Consider the following 21,061-nt stretch of genomic DNA (forward strand, 5'->3'; position numbering starts at 1 on the left):
AAGTTCCGAAATTTTTAAAGGAATATATTATTTTTAAATGGTAATTCTTGTTTAGTAAGGTAAGAGGCAATGGCCCCATGTTTTTCTGTCGAAGCTCCTGCATAGCTATTCGCGAATGTAAGGAGGGAGGTAGCATGCTGCTGACAAAAGTCGATTAGATTAATCGCTGTAATCTGTTTGCTAAGGAGAATAGCTAACAATGCGCCAATAAAGGCATCACCCGCTCCAGTTGTATCAATCGCATGGACTTTATCAGCTGGTACTTTAACATGAAACTTTTTAGTATAAAGACTTGCACCTTCTGCTCCACGAGTAATTGTGATCACTTGTACTTTCCCTTGAAATAATGATTGGACCGCTGTTTCCTCCTCCTCAATCGCTGTTAAAAATAAAAGTTCTTCCTCGGACAATTTAATGATATGGGCCTTTGGTAAAAATTCTAAAATGGTTTGACGGCATGCCTTCGCATCATTCCATAGTGGCAAGCGAACATTTGGATCAAAAGAAACAAGACTACCTGCCTGATGAGCCTGTTCAATCAAGGCCACATGTGCATGTTTCATCGGGCTTTCTACTAAATTAACTGAACAAAAATGAAGAATATCTTTATCTGTTAATAGACTAGTTGGGAGTTGCTTTTTGTTGTATAGCAAATCTGCAGCGTGGCGGCGATAAAATAAGAAATCACGTGCTCCATCACTTGTCAGTGAAACAAAGGCTAGACTTGTTTCACCCTCAACAGTTTGAACAATATAGTTCGTATCGACATCGGCCTTTTTTAATGTTTCTACTAGAAAATCTCCAAAAGCATCCTGACCTACCTGTGTAATGAGGGCTGCTTGTTGCTCAAGCTTAGCACAAACAGCGGCAACATTGGCAGGGGCCCCACCAGCATTTTTAGTAAATTGCTCAACTGTAGCAAGGGAGGCATTTTGTTCAGTAGGTGTAAAATCAATTAATAATTCACCGATTGCATAAAGTTTACTCACGGAAAATCCTCCTTTATATCAATTTCGCCTTAGCGTAATTGTAGCTGACGCTTTGCTTTCGCTACAGAAAAATTGCCACAGGCGTGGGCTTTCCGTCGCTCTGTTTGACCTTTCCGTCACTAAGCGCTTTGTATCCGTCGTTCTGCCAGTCCATTCCGTCGCCTTCATGTGTATCCGTTGTTCTGCCCGACCTTCCATCACCTTGCCCTTGGCGTTTTAGCCTGAGTTCCTCTATTTCAGTATGTGTTTGGATATTCACTGAAAAGGAAGCACACCCGCATTCATCTCTTCACCTTTAAAGGTGGGAGTCTTGACGCTTTGCTTTCGCTACAAAAAACATCTGTAGCTGACGCTTCGCTTTCGCTACAAAAAACATCCGCTGTATGAAGATAAATAAGAACTACGCCTGAGACATACGCTTTTTCTTTGGTACGTAAATAGTATAGAAAATACCACCAAAAATTAATGCAATACCAACTGTTTGCATGAAGCTCGGCATAAAATCAAGCAACAGCATATCAAGAAATATAGCCACAACTGGGTCAACAAATACTAATACTGAAACTAGAATGGTAGAGAGACTACGAATACTATCAAAAAATAAATAGTAAACAAACCCTGTATGAATAAAGCCTGTACCTAATATATATAGCCAGTTTGTTGTCGTTAAGCTTTCAAATAACGAAAAATTAACAAATGGGAATAGTATGATAATTCCGACCGTTGTTTGAATATATGTTAATGCGTAGGAGCTAAGCTTTGTGATCGTTTTACTTGTTAGCATCGTAAATGCGTAAAACAATGCAGACAGTAATGCCCAAATAAAGCCTGATTTCATAAATTCAGAGAGGGACATAAAATTATTTAAACCAATAATGAACATACTGCCGATAAAACAAGTGAGTGTTGCTAGTAAAGCTTGAATAGTCATCTTTTCTTTTAAAAACAATGTGCCAAAAATTAAAACGAATATTGGTGCTAAATTATAGATAGAAATGGCAATGGAAATCGACATTTCTTCAAAGGCTTTAAATAAAAATACCCAGTTTAAGACAATAAAGACACCGCATAGAAGTGTACGTAATATTTCTTTTTTATCCCATTTCTCCGTCTTATGACCACCAGTGATAAGCCACATTCCTCCAAGGAAGAGAGTAGCACAAATACATCTAACAAAAACTAGCTCGATTGCAGGTACGCCCGTATGAACGGTGAAAAATCCAATAGAGCCGAACAGAGCCATAGAAACAGTTAGTTTGATAATCGCTGATATGTTCATATAAAACCTTCTTTCTTAAATTTTATTATAATTTTTGACGCATGTGAAAGTAGGGGAGACTTAACGTTATTTCGCCCCCCCATTATCAAAGTTCTTCACTCACATAGTGGTCAGAACTGCCCAGCTAAGAGTAAAATTCGCCACGTCCCTTTACAAATCTTTCAAATCCCTAGACTTCAAAAAATAAGCAAAGAAAGCCGACAGCGTATGTCAACTGTCGGCTTTTCCTAGTTCTACAATTATTCTCGGATTTGGCCGTTACCGTGAATGTAATACTTTGTAGATGTTAACGCAGGTAAACCCATTGGTCCGCGAGCGTGTAATTTTTGCGTACTAATGCCGATTTCTGCACCGTAGCCAAATTCAAAGCCGTCTGTGAAGCGAGTGGAGGCATTATGATAAACAGCAGCAGCATCCACGCTATGTAAGAAAGTATCTGCTGCTAACTGATCCTCTGTCATAATAGCTTCAGAGTGGTTCGTGCCGTATTTATTAATGTGTTCGATTGCTTCATAAACGTTTTCCACAATTTTGACACTGATCTTTAAATCTAAATATTCAGTTGCATAGTCTTCTACAGTTGCTAGTTGCGCGAAATCAAGAGCTTGACAAATGGTTTCATCACCGATAATTGTCACACCTGTTCGATGCATAGCACTTAGTAGCTGTTTGCCATGTTCATTGAACCAATCAGGATGAATAAGTAAGCTTTCTGCTGCATTACAAACCGAAGGACGCTGTGTTTTTGCATTGATACAAATCTTTTCTGTTTTTATGTAATCGGCCGTTTGGTCTACATAAATATGACAGTTGCCAGCACCTGTTTCTAATACTGGTACAGTGGCTTCATTTACTACTAAGTCAATAAGTGCCTTTCCACCACGAGGAATTAAAACATCTAAGTATTCTTTTAAATGGAATAATTCTTTGACAGTTTCTCGATTTGTATCCTCGATTAATTGTACTGCGTCCGCAGGGATAGCCGTTTTTCTAAGTGCACGATGAATACTTGCCACTAGCGCTACATTAGAAAATTTTGCAGAAGAGCTGCCACGTAAAATGACTGCATTGCCTGTTTTCAATGATAAAGTTGCCGCATCCACTGTTACATTCGGTCGTGCCTCGTAAATCATCCCGATAACGCCAATTGGCACTAGACGCTTTTCAATTAGTAAGCCATTATCTTTTTCTATTCGTTCTAAGAGACTGCCTACTGGATCATTTAATTCAACTAGTAAATGAATAGCATTTGACATTGCCTGCACTCGTTCTTTGTTTAGCATGATGCGATCGAGGGTAGAAGCGGGCATTCCTTGTTTCTCGCCATTTGCTAAATCCTTTGCATTTTCAGCAATGATAGTATCTTGGTCGATTAGTAATTGCTCAGCAATTTTTGTGAGAGCCTCATTTTTCTCGCAAGTTGTTTTAATATTTAAAATATAGCTTGCGGCCTTAGCCAGCTTTCCTTTTTGTTGAACTTCACTCGTCATGTGAATTCCTCCTTAATTTGTTTGGATTTTAAGCCATTTATCTCGATGAATGACCTCAATGGGATAGTTCGCTAACTCATCTGTACGTTTTCCCATCGCATGTGCTAACTCTAGGGAAGAATATAAGACCTCACCACGGCCAAGCAGTCCCTTGTCACTATAAACCTCGACAACGTCACCATTTGCGAAGTCGCCTTCGACCCGATATACACCAGCAGGCAACAAGCTTTTCCCATTTGCCAATAATGCATGTTCAGCACCGCTATCTATAAAAATTTTACCAGATACTTCCGTGAGTGCAATCCACTGTTTATTATTCGTTAAAACAGCAAGTGCGTCATGCTCAACATACGTACCATCACCATGTCCTTCTACTATATCGACAAGCTTATTAGCACCGTGACCGGTTCCAATAAACACTTTGACACCTGCATTTAAAGCTGATCGAGCTGCCAGTAATTTGGATTCCATACCACCTGTACCGACCTTTGACCCTGAACCATCTGCAAAGCCAAGCATCTCATCAGAAACCTCTGTTAAACGATCAATACGTTGGGCATCGGGGTTTTTAATTGGATTGGCATTATACAAGCCATTGATGTCTGTTAAGATAATGAGTTGATCAGCATGTACAAGACCACTTACAAGTGCCGATAACATGTCGTTATCGCCAAAGGTTAATTCGCTGACAGATACCGTATCGTTTTCGTTAATGATAGGTAGAATGGAGCGCTCTAATAATTCCTCAAATGTGGCACAGGCATTTTTATAGCGCTCTTTTTTTGAAAAATCAGTGCGTGTCAGTAAAATTTGAGCAGGCACAATATCATAAATACTAAATAAAGCATTGTAGGTTTGAATCAGTAAACTTTGCCCAACTGCCGCTGCAGCCTGTTTACCTTTTACTGTAACGGGACGAGAAGGGTACCCTAGCTGTTTAAAGCCTGCTGCAACTGCACCTGACGAAACAAGCAAGACTTCATGACCGTATTTTTTTAATTCAGCTATCGCTTGAACATGGTCCATTAAACGTATTTTATCAATTTCACCTTTTGCATTTGTTAAGGAGCTACTCCCAATTTTGACGACGATTCTTTTTCTTTCCATAGCAATACCTCCAATTCGTCATTCACTTCTATAATCAATTATGCCTCGGCATAATTGCGTCCGGAATCGACTTTGTGCTTAGGCCTGCGTGAGGGCCGACACGATGTCGGTCATTTCGGTAATGCCACAGGACGTGGCGTTTTTACCGATGCAGGTCAATTAGCCGTTATCGCATGGATGCGATGATTTTAGGCTAACATCCTTTATTAACTCCTTTTCGATTCCGTGACATCCGCCGGAGGCTTTAGGCCAACAGATGTTTTTTGTGCGAAAGCGTAGTGCTAACGCAGCGGCAGCAACATGAAGTTAAAAATAAAAAAACCTTTTCATCCTAATAAATTAGGACGAAAAGGTTTGCTTTCCGTGGTACCACCTAGATTGAACATCATTGACATTCCACTTTGCTCATAACGCTTGAGACTGCGCCTAGTTTAGCTAGGACGATTTACGAAGTAGGTTCTTTAGTCTTTCTTGTACAATGCCTTACAGCCGATGGGCATCGCTCTCTGATCAAGCAGTTTCTAGGTACTAATCTTCGCTCGTTTTAATTGTATAATTCAATATCTTTTTTGAATGGACCCTTATCAATTATTTTGGTTGGTGTCCGATTTCTATAAAGGATGCACTACTTTAGCATGTCTGTCAAGCTGATTAGGAATGTTAATAAAAATTTTTGAATAAATAAGCAGTTAATACTGAACGATCGGGGATAAAGTGTAGGGGCAACATAACCATGTTTACTTGAACCACCAGATTGCGATAAATAGTGGGAGCATCGCTATAACAATTACGAAAAAACTCCATACTATTTGTTTTCCTGAAGACATATTTTTCGGTTTTATACTCATTTTTTCATATAGTTCGTTGATGGCACGTTGTTCTTTTGCATAAAGCATTGTTTGAAATTCATCGTAATCTTGAATATAACTTGAGGGAGGGCGAGGGCTAAAGCGCAAACTTCGAATATCGTCTGTAATCTCTTTTTCACCCATCCAATAAGTAATAACTGGCGCTAACCCTGAATTTTGCGTAGCTTGTACCCCGATATCATGTGTTTTCATTTTATAATAGACATTTCCTTGCTCGTCTTCATATTGCTTTACAATATCACTTATTGCCATCAACAAGCACCTCTTTCTCCAAAACATACGACTTTTACGTTATGATAATATTCATTATAATGGATTAAAGCAGAAAAGTATTGCCGAAACGAGCAGAATGGGCTAGATGTTTTTGTAAAAATTTAGAAAAGATGTATCGAAATGTAGTATAATAAAAAAATCCATTTTATAGTTGTTCTTTTCTAAAAGTAATTTTTCATTACTAAAAGCAGGGTTAGTCGGAATGGAAATTAACCCCACTTATGATGAGTATTTTTATAAAAGTAATAGAAAGAAGGGATAATATTGGCATTTTCAACCTTAATGGCGTTTTTAGGAGCGGCAATTATTTTAACACTAATGCCAGGTCCAGATAATTTATTTGTTCTTGCACAAAGCATCACACAGGATAAAAAGGCCGGTATAGCAACATCACTTGGCTTATGTACAGGTTTGCTCGTCCATATAGGTGCGGCGGTTCTCGGTATCTCTGCTATTATTTATCAATCAACAGTTACTTTCTCTATTGTTAAGTTTGCAGGAGCGGCGTATTTATTGTACTTAGCATGGCAATCGTTTCGTGCGAAAGGCGATCCATTCACACTGGAACAGCAAAATGAACAAGCCTATGTGACGTTATATCGAAAAGGTATTTTAATGAATATTTTAAATCCAAAAGTTTCTTTATTTTTCTTAGCACTATTGCCACAGTTTGTAAATCCTTCTAATGGCCATGTAGGTTTACAGATGTTAATTTTGGGTATTGTATTTTTAGTACAAGCGCTTATACTATTTTCTTTATTTAGTATTTTTGCCGGTAAAGTAAGAAAAGTAATTATTGGGAAGCCTGCAATTGCTAAACGATTAAATATGATCCAAGGCGTACTTTTCACTTTTATTGGCATACAAATAGCGCTAAGTAAACAGTAAAATGGGGGATTTTCATGGCAATTTTACATATAACGTTTAGCTTATCTACACAGGGTTCAATTAAACATGCAATACGACAACATCATTTACAACGAGATGAGTCAGTGCTTAGTGTCAATGAGATTTTCTCGATTGGTCCGCTATGCAGCTCAGAAGAACGAAAAAGCTGGTTAAGAGCCAACATCTTTAGGGACAGTGAAGAACGTGAATTGAACGAGGATCTTCATAAAGAATGGAAGAAAAAAATTGCATGTTTACCGTGCGATGTTGATGTCTGGGTATGGTACAGTCAAAGTACTCATGAAGAGATTGGGTTACGTTATGTCATGAGCGAGTTGATCAATAAATGTAGTATGGTATATGGGATTGATGCGACAGATGGCTTGAAACGTGTACAGCCAAACATGATGATTCGTCAAACAGGTGAGCTTTCACCAGACTTGCTTATGAAGCTACGTTCTGAGGCAAAGCGTTTTTCTATTGATGAGTGTCAGCAACTTGCTAAGGAATGGGACGAGCTAAAACAAAACCCTAGTACATTGCGAGTTTGGCAAGATGGAATTGTCCATGTAGCGGAGGATGCATTGGATCCTATCATTATAGAATGTGCCGAAAAAGTACATGCAGAACTAAATGAGGAATGGCTTAAACCGATGCGTATTATCGGTGAAACAATTGGTTCAATTGATGAATATTTAGGTGAAGAGTTTGTGGAAAAACGCCTATTGACCCTTGCAAAGCAGGGACTTTTTGAGATTGATGGAAATACAACAGATATGTATTCGTATCAATTAAAATATGTAGGGAAAAAATAATAAAACAGCTTCCGGTAACCACCTTTCGTTTGGAGAAGGTGGTTTTTTGTTGTTCACGAAAATTGCCTTTACGTGAAAGCTTAAAAATTTATTTTCGTGAAAAGTCATTTAAAGGAATATCTGCTATACTAATTTTTCCGCAATTGAACATATAAAGAAAAGCGAGTAACAAATGTTACTCACTTTTATGCTTTAGCTCATTTTAGGAATGATAGAGCTAGCAATTACTATTTTTCGTAAAAATCGAATACAAATTGCTGAAATTGCCGTGCTGACGGTGGAAGATATCGATTTTCAATCCAAGCCATACCTATGATCCGTTCACAAACCATATCCTCCACACGAATTTTCGCCAATTTATTTGGATTCAAGTCTTCGTCTACAGGCAGTAACGACACGCCGAGGCCAGCACCTACAAAACCAGCTACTGTTGATACCTCATCACCTTCAAAAGTAATCTTCGGTTTGATACCTGCAGCATTTAATAATCTATCAGCTGTACGGCGCAATGCGTAACCCTTTTTCATTAGAACAAAATTCTCATGTTCAAGTTCCTTCATTTTGATACTTTTACGTTTGGCGAAGGGATGATCGATTGGTACCATAATATAAAGCTCATCACGCCACAGCTCCTTCCAACAAACAGGTGGCTCCGTGTCAATCGCTGCGAGTAAGCAAAGATCTAACTCTCCTGCAAGTAATTGCTTCAATTGGGAGTGTGAGTAATTTTGTGTAAAGTGAAAGCGTATATGCGGATGGTTCTGACGGAAGGCGCGAATCAAATCAGGAACGATGCTAGTCCCTAGAGTATGTAAAAAGCCGAGTGATACATCTCCTAGCTCTGGGTTATTAAGCTCCTGTAATTCTATAACTGCTTTTTCGTATTCCTTACGCATACGTAGGACACGATACAAAAAAAGCTCGCCATATCGGTTGAGCATAATCGAGCGTCCTTGTCGGTCGAATAAAGGTACTCCTAACTCCTCTTCAAGCTTTGAAATAGAACGACTTAATGCTGGTTGAGAAATCGCTAATGTTTCAGCAGCACGAGTCATATGCTCAAGCTTTGCTACTGCTACAAAATATTCTAATTGCTGCCATTCCATTTTTTCACCTCAATTCCCGTTATTTTTAAGTTAACTGCATTATAACGGTAAAAGAGTAGGAAGTATAGGCACATCAAGTGAAACTTTAGTCAGTAAGGTTTCCCTCACTGACTATTAGTCTTCACCAATCGGGCACTTTACGGGCAGTTCATCTCTTTGCTTTCAGGTGGTAGTTTTGTACTTGTCTCTTCGTTTTTGGTAGGGATCATTTACTGCAGTTAAAGCGGGATGAAAATTTTTTTGAAAAACGGAGCACGTAAAATGAAGATTGGAAAATGAAAGTAGTAGAAAGTGTGATATAACAGCCATTAACCTTACATCGTTAATGCACAAAAGACATTAATATGATAAAAACTATAAATTGTACATTATGAATAAAGGGTGTTAAGATAGACACATAAATTACACAATTACAAGTTTCCGTGAAGGGGATATTATAAAATGAATTTATCAAAGCCACAACCTCTAACAATTGAGGGAGGCAAAAAAGCCGTACTATTACTGCATGGATTCACAGGTAGCACAAAAGATGTAAAAAAGCTAGGTGAATTTTTATCAAAACGTGGTTATACAGTTCATGCACCGATTTATAGTGGGCATGGTGTAGAACCAGAAGCATTACTTGAAACAAGACCAGAAGACTGGTGGAACGATGTTGTGGAAGGTTATAACTTCCTAAAAAGTAATGGTCATGAAGAAATCGCGGTAGTAGGAATTTCACTTGGCGGCGTATTTTCGTTAAAAGTAGCAGAGACGTTTCCTGTGAAAGCATGTGTTGCCATGTGTGCACCAATCACACGCGATAACTCAAAAGGCTTATTTACACGTTTATATCATTACGCTCGTTTATATAAACATTTTGAAAATAAATCAAAAGATCAAATTATTTCAGAATTACATGAATTACGTATTACACCTAAGGATTCATTAGATGGTGTGACACGTTTAACAACAGAAACACGCGATGACTTATCTACAATCAAAGCACCTACATTAGTATTACAAGGTTCATTAGATGATGAGCTTTATCAAGAAAGTGCGCCATTCATTATAAATACTGTGGAAACTGATGATAAAGAGATTATTTGGTATGAAAATTCTGGCCATATTATTACATTAGATAAAGAGCGCGATAAAGTGTATGAGGACGTATTTAAGTTTTTAGATCATGTAGAGTGGTCTGTCGCAAACTAAGGAGCTGTCAACAGACAGCTCTTTTAGTTTTGTCTACTTAAAGCTAAGAACTGTACAATTAACGATTATAAAAGAAAAAACTATTGTTTTTAAAATAAATGCCTGATACCATAGTGGAATTGCAGCAAGGAAATCTCTTCGATTTAAATTATTTGCAATAGATCAATTTCGCCTTGGCGTAATTGTAGCTGTCGCTTTGCTTTCGCTACACAAAACATATGTTGCTGTCGCTTCGCTTTCGCACAGATAAACAATGCGTCCGGATTTTGAATTGTGCCTAGGCCTGCACGATGCAGGTCAGTTAGCCGTTTTCGCAGGATGCGAATGTTTTAGGCTAACATCCTTGTATTCATTCCTTTCAAAATCCGTGACATCCGCCAGAGGCTTTAACTTCTTTCAGCGGATGTTTGGACACCCGCTGAAAAGAGGGAGACGACGTTTCACTTTCGCAATAAAAGCATTTGCTGAAAGAAGTTAAATACATCTAAGGAGTTCATCAAAATGCAACAGAAAATACCTTTTTCAACATATGCAGTCATCGGTACGATGCTTTTCGGACTGTATTTTGGAGCGGGGAATCTTATTTTTCCAATTCAGCTTGGACAATTAGCAGGGACCAACTTTTGGTTTGGCCTAATTGGATTTTTAGTAACAGCTATCGGTTTACCGTTTCTAGGTATTTTAGCTATTGGTTTATCAGGTAGTAACGGTTTGCGTGACTTAGCGAGCCGCGTTCACCCATTATTCGGTGTCATCTTTTCATTAGCTCTTTATTTAACGATCGGTCCTTTTTTTGCGATTCCACGTACAGCGACAGTTCCGTTTGTTGTTGGCTTTGAACCTTATATACAAGCAGAGCATACAACACTTCTACTTGCTTTATTTAGCTTTGTATTTTTTGCCATCGTTTATTATTTCTCATTGAATCCAGCGAAAATTATGGATTATATCGGAAAATATTTAACACCAGCATTTCTGATTGTGTTATTTATTTTAATTATTATTAGTATTGTAAAACCGATGGGGCATTTCCAACCGCCAATGGGAGATTATATTGATTCAGCATTTATGACAGGCTTTAAAGAAGGCTATAACACAATGGATGCATTAGCTTCACTAGCCTTTGGTATTGTTGTCATTAATGCAATTAAAAGCGCAGGAATAACAGACAGAAAAGAAATTGCTAAGGCAACGTGGAAATCTGGTATTTTTGCCATGGCATTAATGATGTTAATATACGGTTTAATCACGTATATGGGGGCTTCAAGTATTGGAGCTGTTGGTACATTTGACAACGGTGGTTTAATATTTGCCGCAGTGGCAGATCACTATTTTGGATCATACGGGGCTATTTTATTGGCAGTTATTATTGTCCTTGCTTGTTTAAAGACAAGTATTGGCTTAATCACTTCTTGTAGTGAATTTTTCAATGAAGTATTTCCGAAAATTAGCTATAAATGGTTTGTATTGATCTTGTGCGTTATGTCATTTACAATTGCCAACTTCGGATTAACGAACATTATTAAATTTGCCATTCCAGTGCTGATGTTCCTATATCCGATAGCAATTGTCTTAATTGTACTTGCATTATGCTCATCACTATTTAAAAATAAGCAAACGGTATATGCGGTTGCTATGATTTTTACAATTTTTATTAGTGTTATTGATGGCTATAAAGCATTAGTAGTTAGCATTCCTACGGCGAAGCTAAGTATTTTTGATGCGATTGAGAAAGCTTATTCGAATATTTTACCTTTTTACGACATAGGCTTAGGATGGATATTACCAGCGTTAATTGGGGCATTAATAGGATACTTATTCCCAGCAAGAAGAGCGTAATAGTTTTAAATACCACAATCTATGGGTTGTGGTATTTTGTTTTTGAGAGTTATTTACAAACTGACATAAAAACATGTAACAGAAAGACTGTACATGAAATCTAACGCTATAGCAGTACTGATCGTAGCTGTCCTCTCTTTTGTTTTTTCAGGAAGGTTGACCGAGACTGTATTCAATTTCGCATAAAAAATACTCACAGAGTGCAATGCGCTGTGAGTATTTTTTTGTTCAATCGAAGTGTCTTATGAATCCGCTTGAACATTATACTGGAATACTAGAAATACAAAGGAACTTTACAATTGAATCTGTTTTATTTATCCAGTTATGAGGGGTAGTCGAATCTAGGAAAATACAATCATAAGGATTCAAATCATGCTCCTCTGTGTCAATGATGATGGTTAGCGTTCCTTCTAGAACATAAAGAAATTCTTGCCCCGAATGTGAATAAGAATCCTCTCGATTTGCACCTGGATTCAGCAATACTAAAATCGGATTAAAGAGTGGATTTTCAATGTTTCCCGCTAAATCTCTATAAAAAAATTGATTATGCATGGTGTTTGTCTTACTAATAATATTTCTCATAACTGTCGGTGCGGTCTGCTCATCGGAATTTGAAAAAAAGTAGCTTGGATTGACACCGAGTGCTTCAGAAATTTTTTTCAATGATTCGAGCGTTATGGATGATTTTGATCGTTCGACCTGTGATAAAAAGCTAATTGAAAGATTCGTTTGATCAGCAATTTGTTTTAATGTTAACCTTCGCTCTTTTCGTAAACTCTTCATTTTTGCTCCAATTAAGTCATTCACTTTTCTCCACTCCTGTTACTGATATGAAAATAAAAATTTAGTTAAAATCTATTGCATAAATGTATGTTAATAGTTAATCTGCCTTTGAATATTTCTAAATCAACTAATTAATTTTGCAATTAATAATAGCTAATTATCACTATCCCTTATAACGCAGTTTAGTGCATCTGTCCAAATTCCAAATATAAGGAGTCACGTTGATAGGATAACATAAAAGCTCTAATTTCAGAACGATTACAAAAAAATCGACTTGTAGAAATATAGTAAATTATATCGTAATGCCAAAGTGAAGAGTATCAATTAATGTTGAAGTACCACTTTAATAGTTCGAAAGTATAACTTTTAAAATATTCTGAAAATTACATTTACAATGAGAATCCAGTGTGTTACTATCATGAATAATTGAAGTGGTACTTCAATAATAGCTTTTTAAAATCAAGTAATCTATCACAAATAAAGGAGAATGAATATGAATTTTCATGGCATTTTGGTTCCGTTAGTAACCCCGTTTAAAAGCGATAAAAGCTTAGATGTAGATACTTTAAAGCAATTGACTAACACATTTATTGAAAAAGGTGTTACTGGTTTAGTGGTGTGTGGAACGACAGGCGAATACTACGCCTTAAACGAAGCAGAACGTGAAACCGTTTTAAAAACAGTAGTAGAAATTGCTAAAGGTCGTATTACTTTAATTGCAGGTATCAATGATTTATCAACTGAAGGTGCGGTTAACCGTGCCAAACAAGCCAAAAATTTGGGCTATGAAGGTTTGATGTTATCACCGACACCTTATAGCTTGCCAGACCAAACGGGTTTAATTGACCATTATGAAACGGTAGCAGCGGCAACCGATTTACCTATTATCATGTACAACTTTCCAGCTCGAATCGGCATTGAAATTGAATACGACACGGTGGTGTATTTGTCGAAAAATCCAAATATTGTTGCTATTAAAGAAAGTAGTGGGGACTTTAGCCGCGCACTACGTTTGTTACAAACCCCATTTGAGAATTTTGAAGTGATTTGCGGTTGTGATGATCAGCCTGTAGACTTTTTCTTCTGGGGTGCTAAAAGCTGGATTGCTGGTGCAGGTAATGTGTTCCCAGTAGAGCAAATAGCCCTGTTCAAGGCTACACAGACCGGTGATTGGGATAAGGCTCGACAAATCATGAGGGATATCTACCCGGCTATTCACTCTATGGAGTCCGGTAACTATAACCAAAAAGCTAAATTAGGCTGCCTGAAAGGTGAAATCAACGTTGGTTCGGTACGCCTACCTTTATCTGATTTATCAGAAGTGGGAAAAGCAGAATTTTTGGCCTTTTTTAATAAATAATCGGGAGGAGAGACAGATGATCGTATCAAAAGAACAAGTCTTTGCCCTTGCTAATGAAGGAAAGCTATGGGCAGGCAACTTAATTGATGGTTTTACGAGTACAACCTGCAAAATAGAAAACCGCACTCCCATCGACAACAGCATAATTGGCTATATTGCTGATGGTGATGCACGAGATGTAGACGCTGCTGTTAAGGTAGCCAAAGACACATTTGAAGCAGGTACTTGGAGTCAATTATCTCCCAGTGAGCGCAAAAAAGTAATGATTTGCTGGGCAAAATTGCTAGAAGAGCACAGCGAAGAATTGGCTGCCTTGGATTGCGTGGATGCTGGTAAACCTATTACCGAATGTTTAAATACCGACATACCAGCAACCATCGATACATTTTATTGGTATGCTGAAGCCATTGATAAAGTCTTTGGCAAAGTCGCTCCTACGGGTAAAGATGCTTTAGGATTAATTATCACGGAACCCATTGGCGTAGTTGGTGCGGTATTACCTTGGAACTTCCCTGCGCAAATGTTTGCTTGGAAAGTGGCACCTGCTTTAGCCGCTGGTAATTCTGTGATTGTGAAGCCTGCTGAATTAACTTCGCTTAGCGCTTTCCGTATGATTGAACTTGCTTATGAAGCAGGTGTGCCTAAAGGCGCTTTAAGCTTGGTGTGTGGTTTGGGAGAAAAAGTAGGTGAACCTTTGGGGCGGAGTATGGATGTGGACGTTGTCTCCTTCACAGGTTCAACTGAAGTTGGTAGATATTTCTTGAAGTACTCAGCTGAAAGTAACCTTAAAGAAATTATTTTAGAGTGCGGTGGCAAAAGTCCACAAGTGGTGTTTGAAGATGCTGATTTGGATGCGGCTGTTCCACATATTTTATCAGCCGCCTTCTGGAACATGAGTGAAAACTGCAGCTGTGGTTCAAGATTAATCGTACATGAATCTATCAAAGAGGAATTATTAGAAAAATTAAAGTCCGGATTAACAAGCTGGAGAGTGGGTAATCCGATGGATGAGTCGGTTTCCATTGGCCCCATGGTTGAAGAAGCACACTTTAATAAAGTGAAATCGTTCTTGGGCATTACTCTTCAAGAAGGTGGTCGCATAGTTACTGGAGGCAGCATTCACAGTGATTTGGGCAGTGGCTGGTACATCGAACCAACTATTTTTGATAATGTAACCGCAAATATGACCTTGTTCCAAAATGAAGTATTTGGTCCGATTTTAGCAGTTAGTACGTTCGAAACGGAAGAAGAAGCCATTGCACTTGCCAATGACACCTCTTATGGTTTGGCTGCTTCTTTTTATAGTCAAAATATACAGCGGACGATGCGCGTGGCACGTGCGATTAAAGCAGGAACCGTTTCAGTGAATGGCTTTAGCGAAGGTGATATTACCACTCCATTTGGAGGCTTTAAACAATCTGGTTTTGGTGGTAAGGACAATGGCTTAGAAGCATTTGAACAATATGTACAGTCAAAAGTAATTTGGTACGTTCATTCATAATAATTTGAACCGGATTTTTGGGGGGAGTATATATGGAGAAAACAGATAATAAACAGCTAAAAAAAGTTGTTGCTGCATCGATGATTGGATCTGTAGCTGAATGGTATGAATTTTTCTTATATGGTACCGCTTCTGCTCTCGTTTTCGGAGAATTGTTTTTCCAAAAAACAGGAAACGCTATTGACGGAATTCTAGCTGCATTTGCTCTCTATGCAGTAGGCTTTCTAGCTAGACCTATCGGCGGACTTGTTTTTGGTCATTATGGTGATAAAATTGGGCGTAAAAATTTATTACAAATTAGTTTGGTTATCGTTGGAATTACGACTTTCTTAATGGGATGTATTCCAACATTCAACAGTATTGGCTATTGGGCTCCTATCTTACTCGTAACTTTACGTTTAATTCAAGGATTTGCTTTCGGCGGAGAGTGGGGAGGAGCAGTTATTTTAGTATCTGAGCACAGTCCTGACGATCGACGTGGTTATTGGGCAAGCTGGCCACAGGCGGGTGTGCCATTGGGTAATTTAATAGCTACAATTGTCCTTTTACTTTTATCTAAAAACTTAAGCCCCGAACAATTTATGGACTGGGGTTGGCGTGTAGCATTTTGGTTCTCTGCAGTTGTCGTACTAATTGGTCTTTGGATTCGTAAAAGTGTAGATGATGCCCCTGTTTTCAAAGAAGCTCAAGAAAAACAAGCGCAATTAGAAAAACAACAATTAGGGGTTATAGAAGTGATTAAATACCATAAAAAAGCGATTATTGCTGGTATTGGTGCTCGTTTTGCAGAAAATATCTTATACTATATGGTTGTCACTTTCTCCATTAGTTATTTGAAACTTGTTGTCAATAAAGATACTTCACAAATTTTATTATTAATGTTTGGCGCCCATGCTATTCACTTTTTTTTCATACCATTAATGGGACACTTAAGTGATGTTTGGGGTCGGAAGTCAATCTATCTTACAGGAGCCTTTTTAACTGCATTTTGGGGATTTATTGGGTTCCCAATGATGGATACAGGGAATGATTGGATCATCATGGCTGCCATTATTATTGGTTTATTCATACAATCGATGACGTATTCACCATACTCAGCATTAATGACAGAGTTATTCCCAACTCATATCAGATATACAGCTTTGTCTTTATGTTATCAAGTAGCACCAATTTTAGCAGGCTCATTGGCTCCATTAATTTCATTAAGTCTTCTAAATAAATTTAATAGCTCCATCCCAATTTCAATTTATTTGGTCATAGCAAGTATCATTTCTATTTCATGTATGATGCTAGTAAAAGAAACTAAAGGAAAATCACTCACTTTTAAGAAAGCACAGTAACTATTATCGTTAGCTATAGATTCTTATAAGTAAGGTTAAAGTCAATTAGCAAATACAATAGGTTTAAAACTACTATTAATTTACAATAAAGTTTGATATGAATGATCTCTTGGAATAGTGTGTCTCTAAGAGGTCATTTTTTGATTTTTTATAGAACAGTCTTCCTAATCATTGATATGGATTAAAGGTAGACTATTAAACAAGATTATTCTGCATATAAAAAGGGTCCAGGAATGCATTAATAGGGATGAACTTTAACGGATAAAGGCCAAATACAAAATGAGTTCGATACAATATCGAACTCATTTTAAACATGCTACCAAATGAAATAACCTCAGATGTGCATAGAGAAACTTAGTAAGCCGTCCAACCACCATCAACAGCTATTACTTGTCCGTTGACAAAACTTGCTTCATCTGAGCCAAGGAAAATAGCAAGCTGAGCGATTTCCTCAGGTTGTCCTGCTCGTGGGTTAATGGACAAACCTAGTGATTGTCGAGCAGCACCTGTTTGGCTCACATTTGTCATGGTAGAAGCAATGTTTGTGATAACTGCACCTGGTGCGATACCATTGCAGCGAATATTTTTATCTGCATACATGAATGCTGTGTTTTTTGTCAGTCCAACAACAGCATGCTTAGAAGCAGTGTAGGCAGCCCCAGCACGTGCTCCATATAGACCGCCAGCAGAAATATTGTTAACAAAGACACCATGTCCTTGAGCAAGGAAAATCTCTGTCGCCATACGCATTGAACGCATAACAGCAGTAGTGTTTACCGCGAATAATTTGTCCCATCGTTCATCAGAAACTTCACCAACTGGCTCCATACCATCCATAATACCAGCATTATTCACTAAAATATCTAATTTGCCATAAGCATTTTTTGTTTCATCAAATAAGCGTTGTAGTTCTTCTGTTGAAGCGACATTTGTTTGAACCGCGATTGCTGTGCCACCAGCTGCTTCGATTCCTTCAACAACAGCTTGTGCACCTTCTAAATTTAAGTCAGAAACTACGACCTTTGCTCCTTCTTTTGCATAACCTTCTGCGATTGCTTTACCCATACCTGACGCTGCACCTGTTACGATGGCAACTTTACCTTCTAATCTCATCATAAAAACCTCCTATAATTTAAGTTCTTTCACCAGAGTTTGCCCCAGTATTCAAAGATATATTATGTTAGATATTGAACATGTGTTCATTAAAATAATATAATAATTTTGTAAGCGATTTCAATACGCAAAATACTAAGAACTGTTCAGTAATCAACACATATAGAAAAATCTGTTTAGTAAGGGGGAAGAAATTTGAGCGCTAACGATTTAAGAGTTGTCAAAACGAAGCAAGCATTACATAATGCTTTACTAACTTTATTAAGTGAGAAGCCTTTAGAAAACATTACAATCGCAGAAATTTGTCGGGTGGCAAAGGTGAATAGAGGTACCTTCTACTTGCACTATGAGCAAAAGGAAGGGCTATTTGAGGAATACTTTCAGGAAATTATGGAGGATTTGAATAATTCCTATGAGGAACCGTACCGTGCAGTAACAACGTTAGATAAAAACCAAATAGATCCAAATACTATTCGTATTTTCCATCATATAGAGCGCTTTAAATTGTTCTATCGCATTGTTTTTTCTAAAAATGTGCCGTTGACCTACTATTACATGTTATTTGATGGAATTTTCTCTCTGCTAAAAAGGGATATCACCATCCATAATGAAATACATGATGAGATATCCATTGAATATTACAGTGCATATCAAGCAAATGCAATCATCGGCCTAATCATTCAATGGTATCGTCAAGATTTTGTGGCCAGCGTAAGTACCTTAAATAAACAACTTGCTGCTATTTTGCGAATTGGTGAAAAGTAATGAATGATGGCATAGAAGAGTGGAACAAAATAGGCGAGTTAATGAGCGATATACTAACTAAATGTCAATAAAATTTAGGTATCATAGTAAATAATGTATAGCTCTCGGCAAAATGAGAGGTTGATTTCCGTTCCGACTGAGCGCTTTCCTGGGGGCGTCCGATGAGCCGCTTGGGCCAACAGGATGTTGGTCACGAAGGCGTTATCACAGGATGTGATGCTCTTAGCCTTCGTTCCTCTATTTGCTCGCTCCAGGGTCTCATCTGTGACGCTGATCCCCAAGGAGTCGCTCAGTCTCCACTCCAATCAACCACTTCGCAAAGTATGTGTCTTCTAGCATGTATTATGTCACTGTTATAAGTCTATTCTGATTGATTATGCTGAGTTTTAATAGCGTTCACTTTTGACACACACATAAAATTTATAAAAGTTATTCGTTATTGTTGATGGGCTAGCCTGGAACGGAAATCATCTTCATTTAAAGCTCCATAATATACACAAAGATATCCTTTATCATTTTGTTTTTTAACTCTATCAGCGATGTACTAACTCATCATTAGTATATCGCTTTTTTGACAATATTATTGAACAGTAGCAGGGACTATGTGCTCGCTTTTTACTTTTGATTTTTTAAAAGCAACGACGATAGCGGAAATGGCCAATGTTACTGCAATGATCATTCCTAACGAGCTACAATTACTCATTAAATTATCAGTGCTTCCACCAAAAATAATTGTGTAATAGCCATCTGCTCCGTAACTAGCTGGAAGAAGCGACGCTAGTTTGTAGTAAAAATCAGATAGCATCGCTTGTGGAACAAGAACACCTGAAGTAACAAGCTGCATAGAAAGAGCGCAAATATTAAAAATCATACCCAAGTTACCAAAAATGATGATAAAGGCTTGTGCTAGGCAGAGGAAAGCCCAGAACATTAATGCTTGAAAAAGATATACTGTTAAAAAATTTACTTGACTTGAAATATTAAATAGATGCATTAAGCCAATCGTTAATAGCGGAAGGGCAAAGGCGACACTAGCATAGAGTCATTTCATATGCAATATAAATACTGAAGGACAGTGGAAATCAATAAACGTTTGGATGACCAAAGATTGCTTTTGTTAATGCCAAGAACTGCTTAGATGTTCAGTTATCCAGGAAAATCACTCGTAGTGAATCAAAACAACCTCATAGTGCTACACTAAGAATATAATAACTTTTTATGGAAAAAATAGCGTTGACAACTATATCGTCAGCTGATATATTTTAAATGTATCAGCTGACGATATATTGTTAGACGATATAAAAGGGGGATTCGTATGACACAAGAGCATCCGCCATTAACAGAAGGCGTTTATTATATTTTATTAGCGTTATTTGATGCTAGGCATGGTTACGGCATCATGCAACTGGTAGAGGAAATGAGTAATGGTCGAGTTCGTCTTGGAGCGGGAACGATTTATGGAGCAATCAAAACATTGCTCGAACGAGGGTGGATTGAGGCGCTAGATGGTGACGGCCGAAAAAAAGAATACATCATTACAGAAAGTGGAAAGAAAGTTATTAAATACGAAATTTTGAGATTAAGGGAACTTTTTGACAATGGTATCCGTATAACAATGGATGATGGAACAAATGGATAAATATCGATGAGTCTTTAACCCGTATGATATTGAGAAATGAGTTAACGATATGGCAAGCCAAGGTTGGCATTTAAAAAAGTTCACTTGGATACGTTTTACGTTTGAAAGTGGGGAACCAGGTAGCTATATTTATCGGCATGATGAATTGGAGCGATTTGGTGCCTCATACGAAGATGAATACTTAGAATTTCTAAAGTCCTCGGGAATTACAGGTAGATCGTTCTGGCTGTATCGTATTCTTCAGGAAGCCAGATGATGGACCTTTTGAACTTTACTCTGATAAGAAAAATAAAATTAGTAAGCTTTCTCAAAAAAATTCGGTGCTACTATCGCTTATCCTTCTTAATTTGGTTTTGGGATTAATTGGTCTGAGTGGGATTTTTTTAACACAGGCAATAGAATGGATTAAATTATCAAAGAATATCAGTAATATTCTTTTGGTCGTGTTATATTTTATACCATTCTTAAAACTTGTGCGTGTGCGTAATAAATTGAAGAAGGATTTGGATTTGTTCACAGATTAGTTTAGGAGATGTCTGAGAAGGGTAGTTACAATAGAGCTAATTTTATAAGAAAGTTACTTTTTCTTCGAATTATTTTCCGGGAAATCAGAAAAATCTAACAATTAATCGAAAGAATGCAACGTTAAAACGACTACTATTAAGGCGCATATTTTACCAGGAGTTCACATCAATTTTATAAGATTTAGAT

The 21,061-nt window shown here is 37.6% G+C and carries 21 protein-coding genes; 11 read left to right on the top strand and 10 right to left on the bottom strand.

What is annotated here, in order from left to right; translation table 11 throughout:
* Positions 1 to 14: 14 nt before the first annotated feature.
* The 6 genes from ACFCYJ_RS05745 to ACFCYJ_RS05770 all read right to left on the bottom strand — a co-directional run bounded on the left by ACFCYJ_RS05745 (position 15) and on the right by ACFCYJ_RS05770 (position 5,986).
* Positions 15 to 989: a carbohydrate kinase family protein gene (locus ACFCYJ_RS05745; protein ID WP_376071875.1), complete on the bottom strand. Its 975-nt coding sequence runs from the start codon at positions 987 to 989 to the stop codon at positions 15 to 17.
* Positions 990 to 1,007: 18 nt separating this feature from the next.
* The gene (locus tag ACFCYJ_RS05750) at positions 1,008 to 1,157 is read right to left on the bottom strand and encodes a hypothetical protein (protein ID WP_376071878.1); all 150 of its coding nucleotides are present in this window, start codon (positions 1,155 to 1,157) and stop codon (positions 1,008 to 1,010) included.
* A 232-nt stretch (positions 1,158 to 1,389) separates the two neighbouring features.
* The gene (locus ACFCYJ_RS05755) at positions 1,390 to 2,268 is read right to left on the bottom strand and encodes a DMT family transporter (protein ID WP_376071881.1); all 879 of its coding nucleotides are present in this window, start codon (positions 2,266 to 2,268) and stop codon (positions 1,390 to 1,392) included.
* 239 nt (positions 2,269 to 2,507) lie between these two features.
* Positions 2,508 to 3,758 carry a glutamate-5-semialdehyde dehydrogenase gene (locus tag ACFCYJ_RS05760; RefSeq protein WP_376071884.1) on the bottom strand — a complete coding sequence of 417 codons (1,251 nt, stop codon included), beginning with the start codon at positions 3,756 to 3,758 and terminating at the stop codon, positions 2,508 to 2,510.
* A 12-nt stretch (positions 3,759 to 3,770) separates the two neighbouring features.
* Positions 3,771 to 4,865 (bottom strand): glutamate 5-kinase, encoded by a 1,095-nt coding sequence (proB, locus tag ACFCYJ_RS05765; protein WP_376071887.1) that lies wholly within the window; start codon positions 4,863 to 4,865, stop codon positions 3,771 to 3,773.
* Positions 4,866 to 5,602: 737 nt separating this feature from the next.
* The gene (locus ACFCYJ_RS05770; RefSeq protein WP_376071889.1) at positions 5,603 to 5,986 is read right to left on the bottom strand and encodes a sodium:proton antiporter; all 384 of its coding nucleotides are present in this window, start codon (positions 5,984 to 5,986) and stop codon (positions 5,603 to 5,605) included.
* Between the two features lie 285 nt (positions 5,987 to 6,271).
* Here ACFCYJ_RS05770 and ACFCYJ_RS05775 point away from each other — a divergent pair, with 285 nt between their 5' ends.
* Positions 6,272 to 6,895 (top strand): LysE family translocator, encoded by a 624-nt coding sequence (locus tag ACFCYJ_RS05775; protein ID WP_376071892.1) that lies wholly within the window; start codon positions 6,272 to 6,274, stop codon positions 6,893 to 6,895.
* Positions 6,896 to 6,909: 14 nt separating this feature from the next.
* Positions 6,910 to 7,710 (top strand): DUF1835 domain-containing protein, encoded by an 801-nt coding sequence (locus tag ACFCYJ_RS05780; RefSeq protein ID WP_376071894.1) that lies wholly within the window; start codon positions 6,910 to 6,912, stop codon positions 7,708 to 7,710.
* A gap of 227 nt (positions 7,711 to 7,937) precedes the next feature.
* On the opposite strand, the gene ACFCYJ_RS05785 is transcribed toward ACFCYJ_RS05780, so the two are convergent.
* Entirely contained in the window at positions 7,938 to 8,816 is an 879-nt protein-coding gene (locus ACFCYJ_RS05785) for a LysR family transcriptional regulator (RefSeq protein WP_376071897.1), read from the bottom strand.
* Positions 8,817 to 9,257: 441 nt separating this feature from the next.
* Here ACFCYJ_RS05785 and ACFCYJ_RS05790 point away from each other — a divergent pair, with 441 nt between their 5' ends.
* Together ACFCYJ_RS05790 and brnQ are read left to right on the top strand one after the other, a co-directional pair.
* Positions 9,258 to 10,010, top strand: a complete 753-nt coding sequence (locus tag ACFCYJ_RS05790; protein ID WP_376071899.1) for an alpha/beta hydrolase — start codon at positions 9,258 to 9,260, stop codon at positions 10,008 to 10,010.
* A 501-nt stretch (positions 10,011 to 10,511) separates the two neighbouring features.
* The gene (gene brnQ, locus ACFCYJ_RS05795; RefSeq protein ID WP_376071901.1) at positions 10,512 to 11,849 is read left to right on the top strand and encodes a branched-chain amino acid transport system II carrier protein; all 1,338 of its coding nucleotides are present in this window, start codon (positions 10,512 to 10,514) and stop codon (positions 11,847 to 11,849) included.
* 261 nt (positions 11,850 to 12,110) lie between these two features.
* Here the strand turns inward: brnQ and ACFCYJ_RS05800 are convergent, their stop codons facing one another.
* Positions 12,111 to 12,656, bottom strand: coding sequence for a helix-turn-helix domain-containing protein (locus ACFCYJ_RS05800; RefSeq protein WP_376071904.1), 546 nt, complete (start codon positions 12,654 to 12,656; stop codon positions 12,111 to 12,113).
* A 469-nt stretch (positions 12,657 to 13,125) separates the two neighbouring features.
* On the opposite strand from ACFCYJ_RS05800, the gene dapA reads away from it, so the two are divergent.
* Genes dapA through abaF form a run of 3 tightly spaced genes read left to right on the top strand, consistent with a single transcriptional unit; the run spans position 13,126 to position 16,833 of the window.
* Positions 13,126 to 13,992 (top strand): 4-hydroxy-tetrahydrodipicolinate synthase, encoded by an 867-nt coding sequence (gene dapA / locus ACFCYJ_RS05805; protein WP_376071907.1) that lies wholly within the window; start codon positions 13,126 to 13,128, stop codon positions 13,990 to 13,992.
* Between the two features lie 16 nt (positions 13,993 to 14,008).
* Positions 14,009 to 15,493: an aldehyde dehydrogenase gene (locus ACFCYJ_RS05810; protein ID WP_376071909.1), complete on the top strand. Its 1,485-nt coding sequence runs from the start codon at positions 14,009 to 14,011 to the stop codon at positions 15,491 to 15,493.
* 32 nt (positions 15,494 to 15,525) lie between these two features.
* Entirely contained in the window at positions 15,526 to 16,833 is a 1,308-nt protein-coding gene (abaF, locus tag ACFCYJ_RS05815) for a fosfomycin efflux MFS transporter AbaF (RefSeq protein WP_376071912.1), read from the top strand.
* Positions 16,834 to 17,187: 354 nt separating this feature from the next.
* Here abaF and ACFCYJ_RS05820 read toward each other — a convergent pair whose 3' ends face one another.
* The gene (locus tag ACFCYJ_RS05820; protein WP_376072176.1) at positions 17,188 to 17,946 is read right to left on the bottom strand and encodes an SDR family oxidoreductase; all 759 of its coding nucleotides are present in this window, start codon (positions 17,944 to 17,946) and stop codon (positions 17,188 to 17,190) included.
* Positions 17,947 to 18,141: 195 nt separating this feature from the next.
* Between ACFCYJ_RS05820 and ACFCYJ_RS05825 the strand changes: the two genes are divergently transcribed.
* Positions 18,142 to 18,711, top strand: a complete 570-nt coding sequence (locus ACFCYJ_RS05825; protein WP_376071915.1) for a TetR/AcrR family transcriptional regulator — start codon at positions 18,142 to 18,144, stop codon at positions 18,709 to 18,711.
* Between the two features lie 161 nt (positions 18,712 to 18,872).
* A complete protein-coding gene (locus tag ACFCYJ_RS05830; protein ID WP_376071918.1) occupies positions 18,873 to 19,070 on the top strand; it encodes a hypothetical protein in 198 nt (65 codons plus the stop codon).
* Between the two features lie 221 nt (positions 19,071 to 19,291).
* On the opposite strand, the gene ACFCYJ_RS05835 is transcribed toward ACFCYJ_RS05830, so the two are convergent.
* Positions 19,292 to 19,582 carry a hypothetical protein gene (locus tag ACFCYJ_RS05835; protein ID WP_376071920.1) on the bottom strand — a complete coding sequence of 97 codons (291 nt, stop codon included), beginning with the start codon at positions 19,580 to 19,582 and terminating at the stop codon, positions 19,292 to 19,294.
* A 444-nt stretch (positions 19,583 to 20,026) separates the two neighbouring features.
* Here ACFCYJ_RS05835 and ACFCYJ_RS05840 point away from each other — a divergent pair, with 444 nt between their 5' ends.
* Together ACFCYJ_RS05840 and ACFCYJ_RS05845 are read left to right on the top strand one after the other, a co-directional pair.
* A complete protein-coding gene (locus ACFCYJ_RS05840) occupies positions 20,027 to 20,350 on the top strand; it encodes a PadR family transcriptional regulator (protein WP_376071923.1) in 324 nt (107 codons plus the stop codon).
* A gap of 49 nt (positions 20,351 to 20,399) precedes the next feature.
* Positions 20,400 to 20,606 carry a DUF2812 domain-containing protein gene (locus ACFCYJ_RS05845; protein ID WP_376071926.1) on the top strand — a complete coding sequence of 69 codons (207 nt, stop codon included), beginning with the start codon at positions 20,400 to 20,402 and terminating at the stop codon, positions 20,604 to 20,606.
* The last annotated feature ends 455 nt before the right edge of the window (positions 20,607 to 21,061 follow it).

The sequence above is a fragment of the Lysinibacillus sp. NPDC056232 genome (genome assembly GCF_042267565.1).
GTDB lineage: Bacteria > Bacillota > Bacilli > Bacillales_A > Planococcaceae > Lysinibacillus.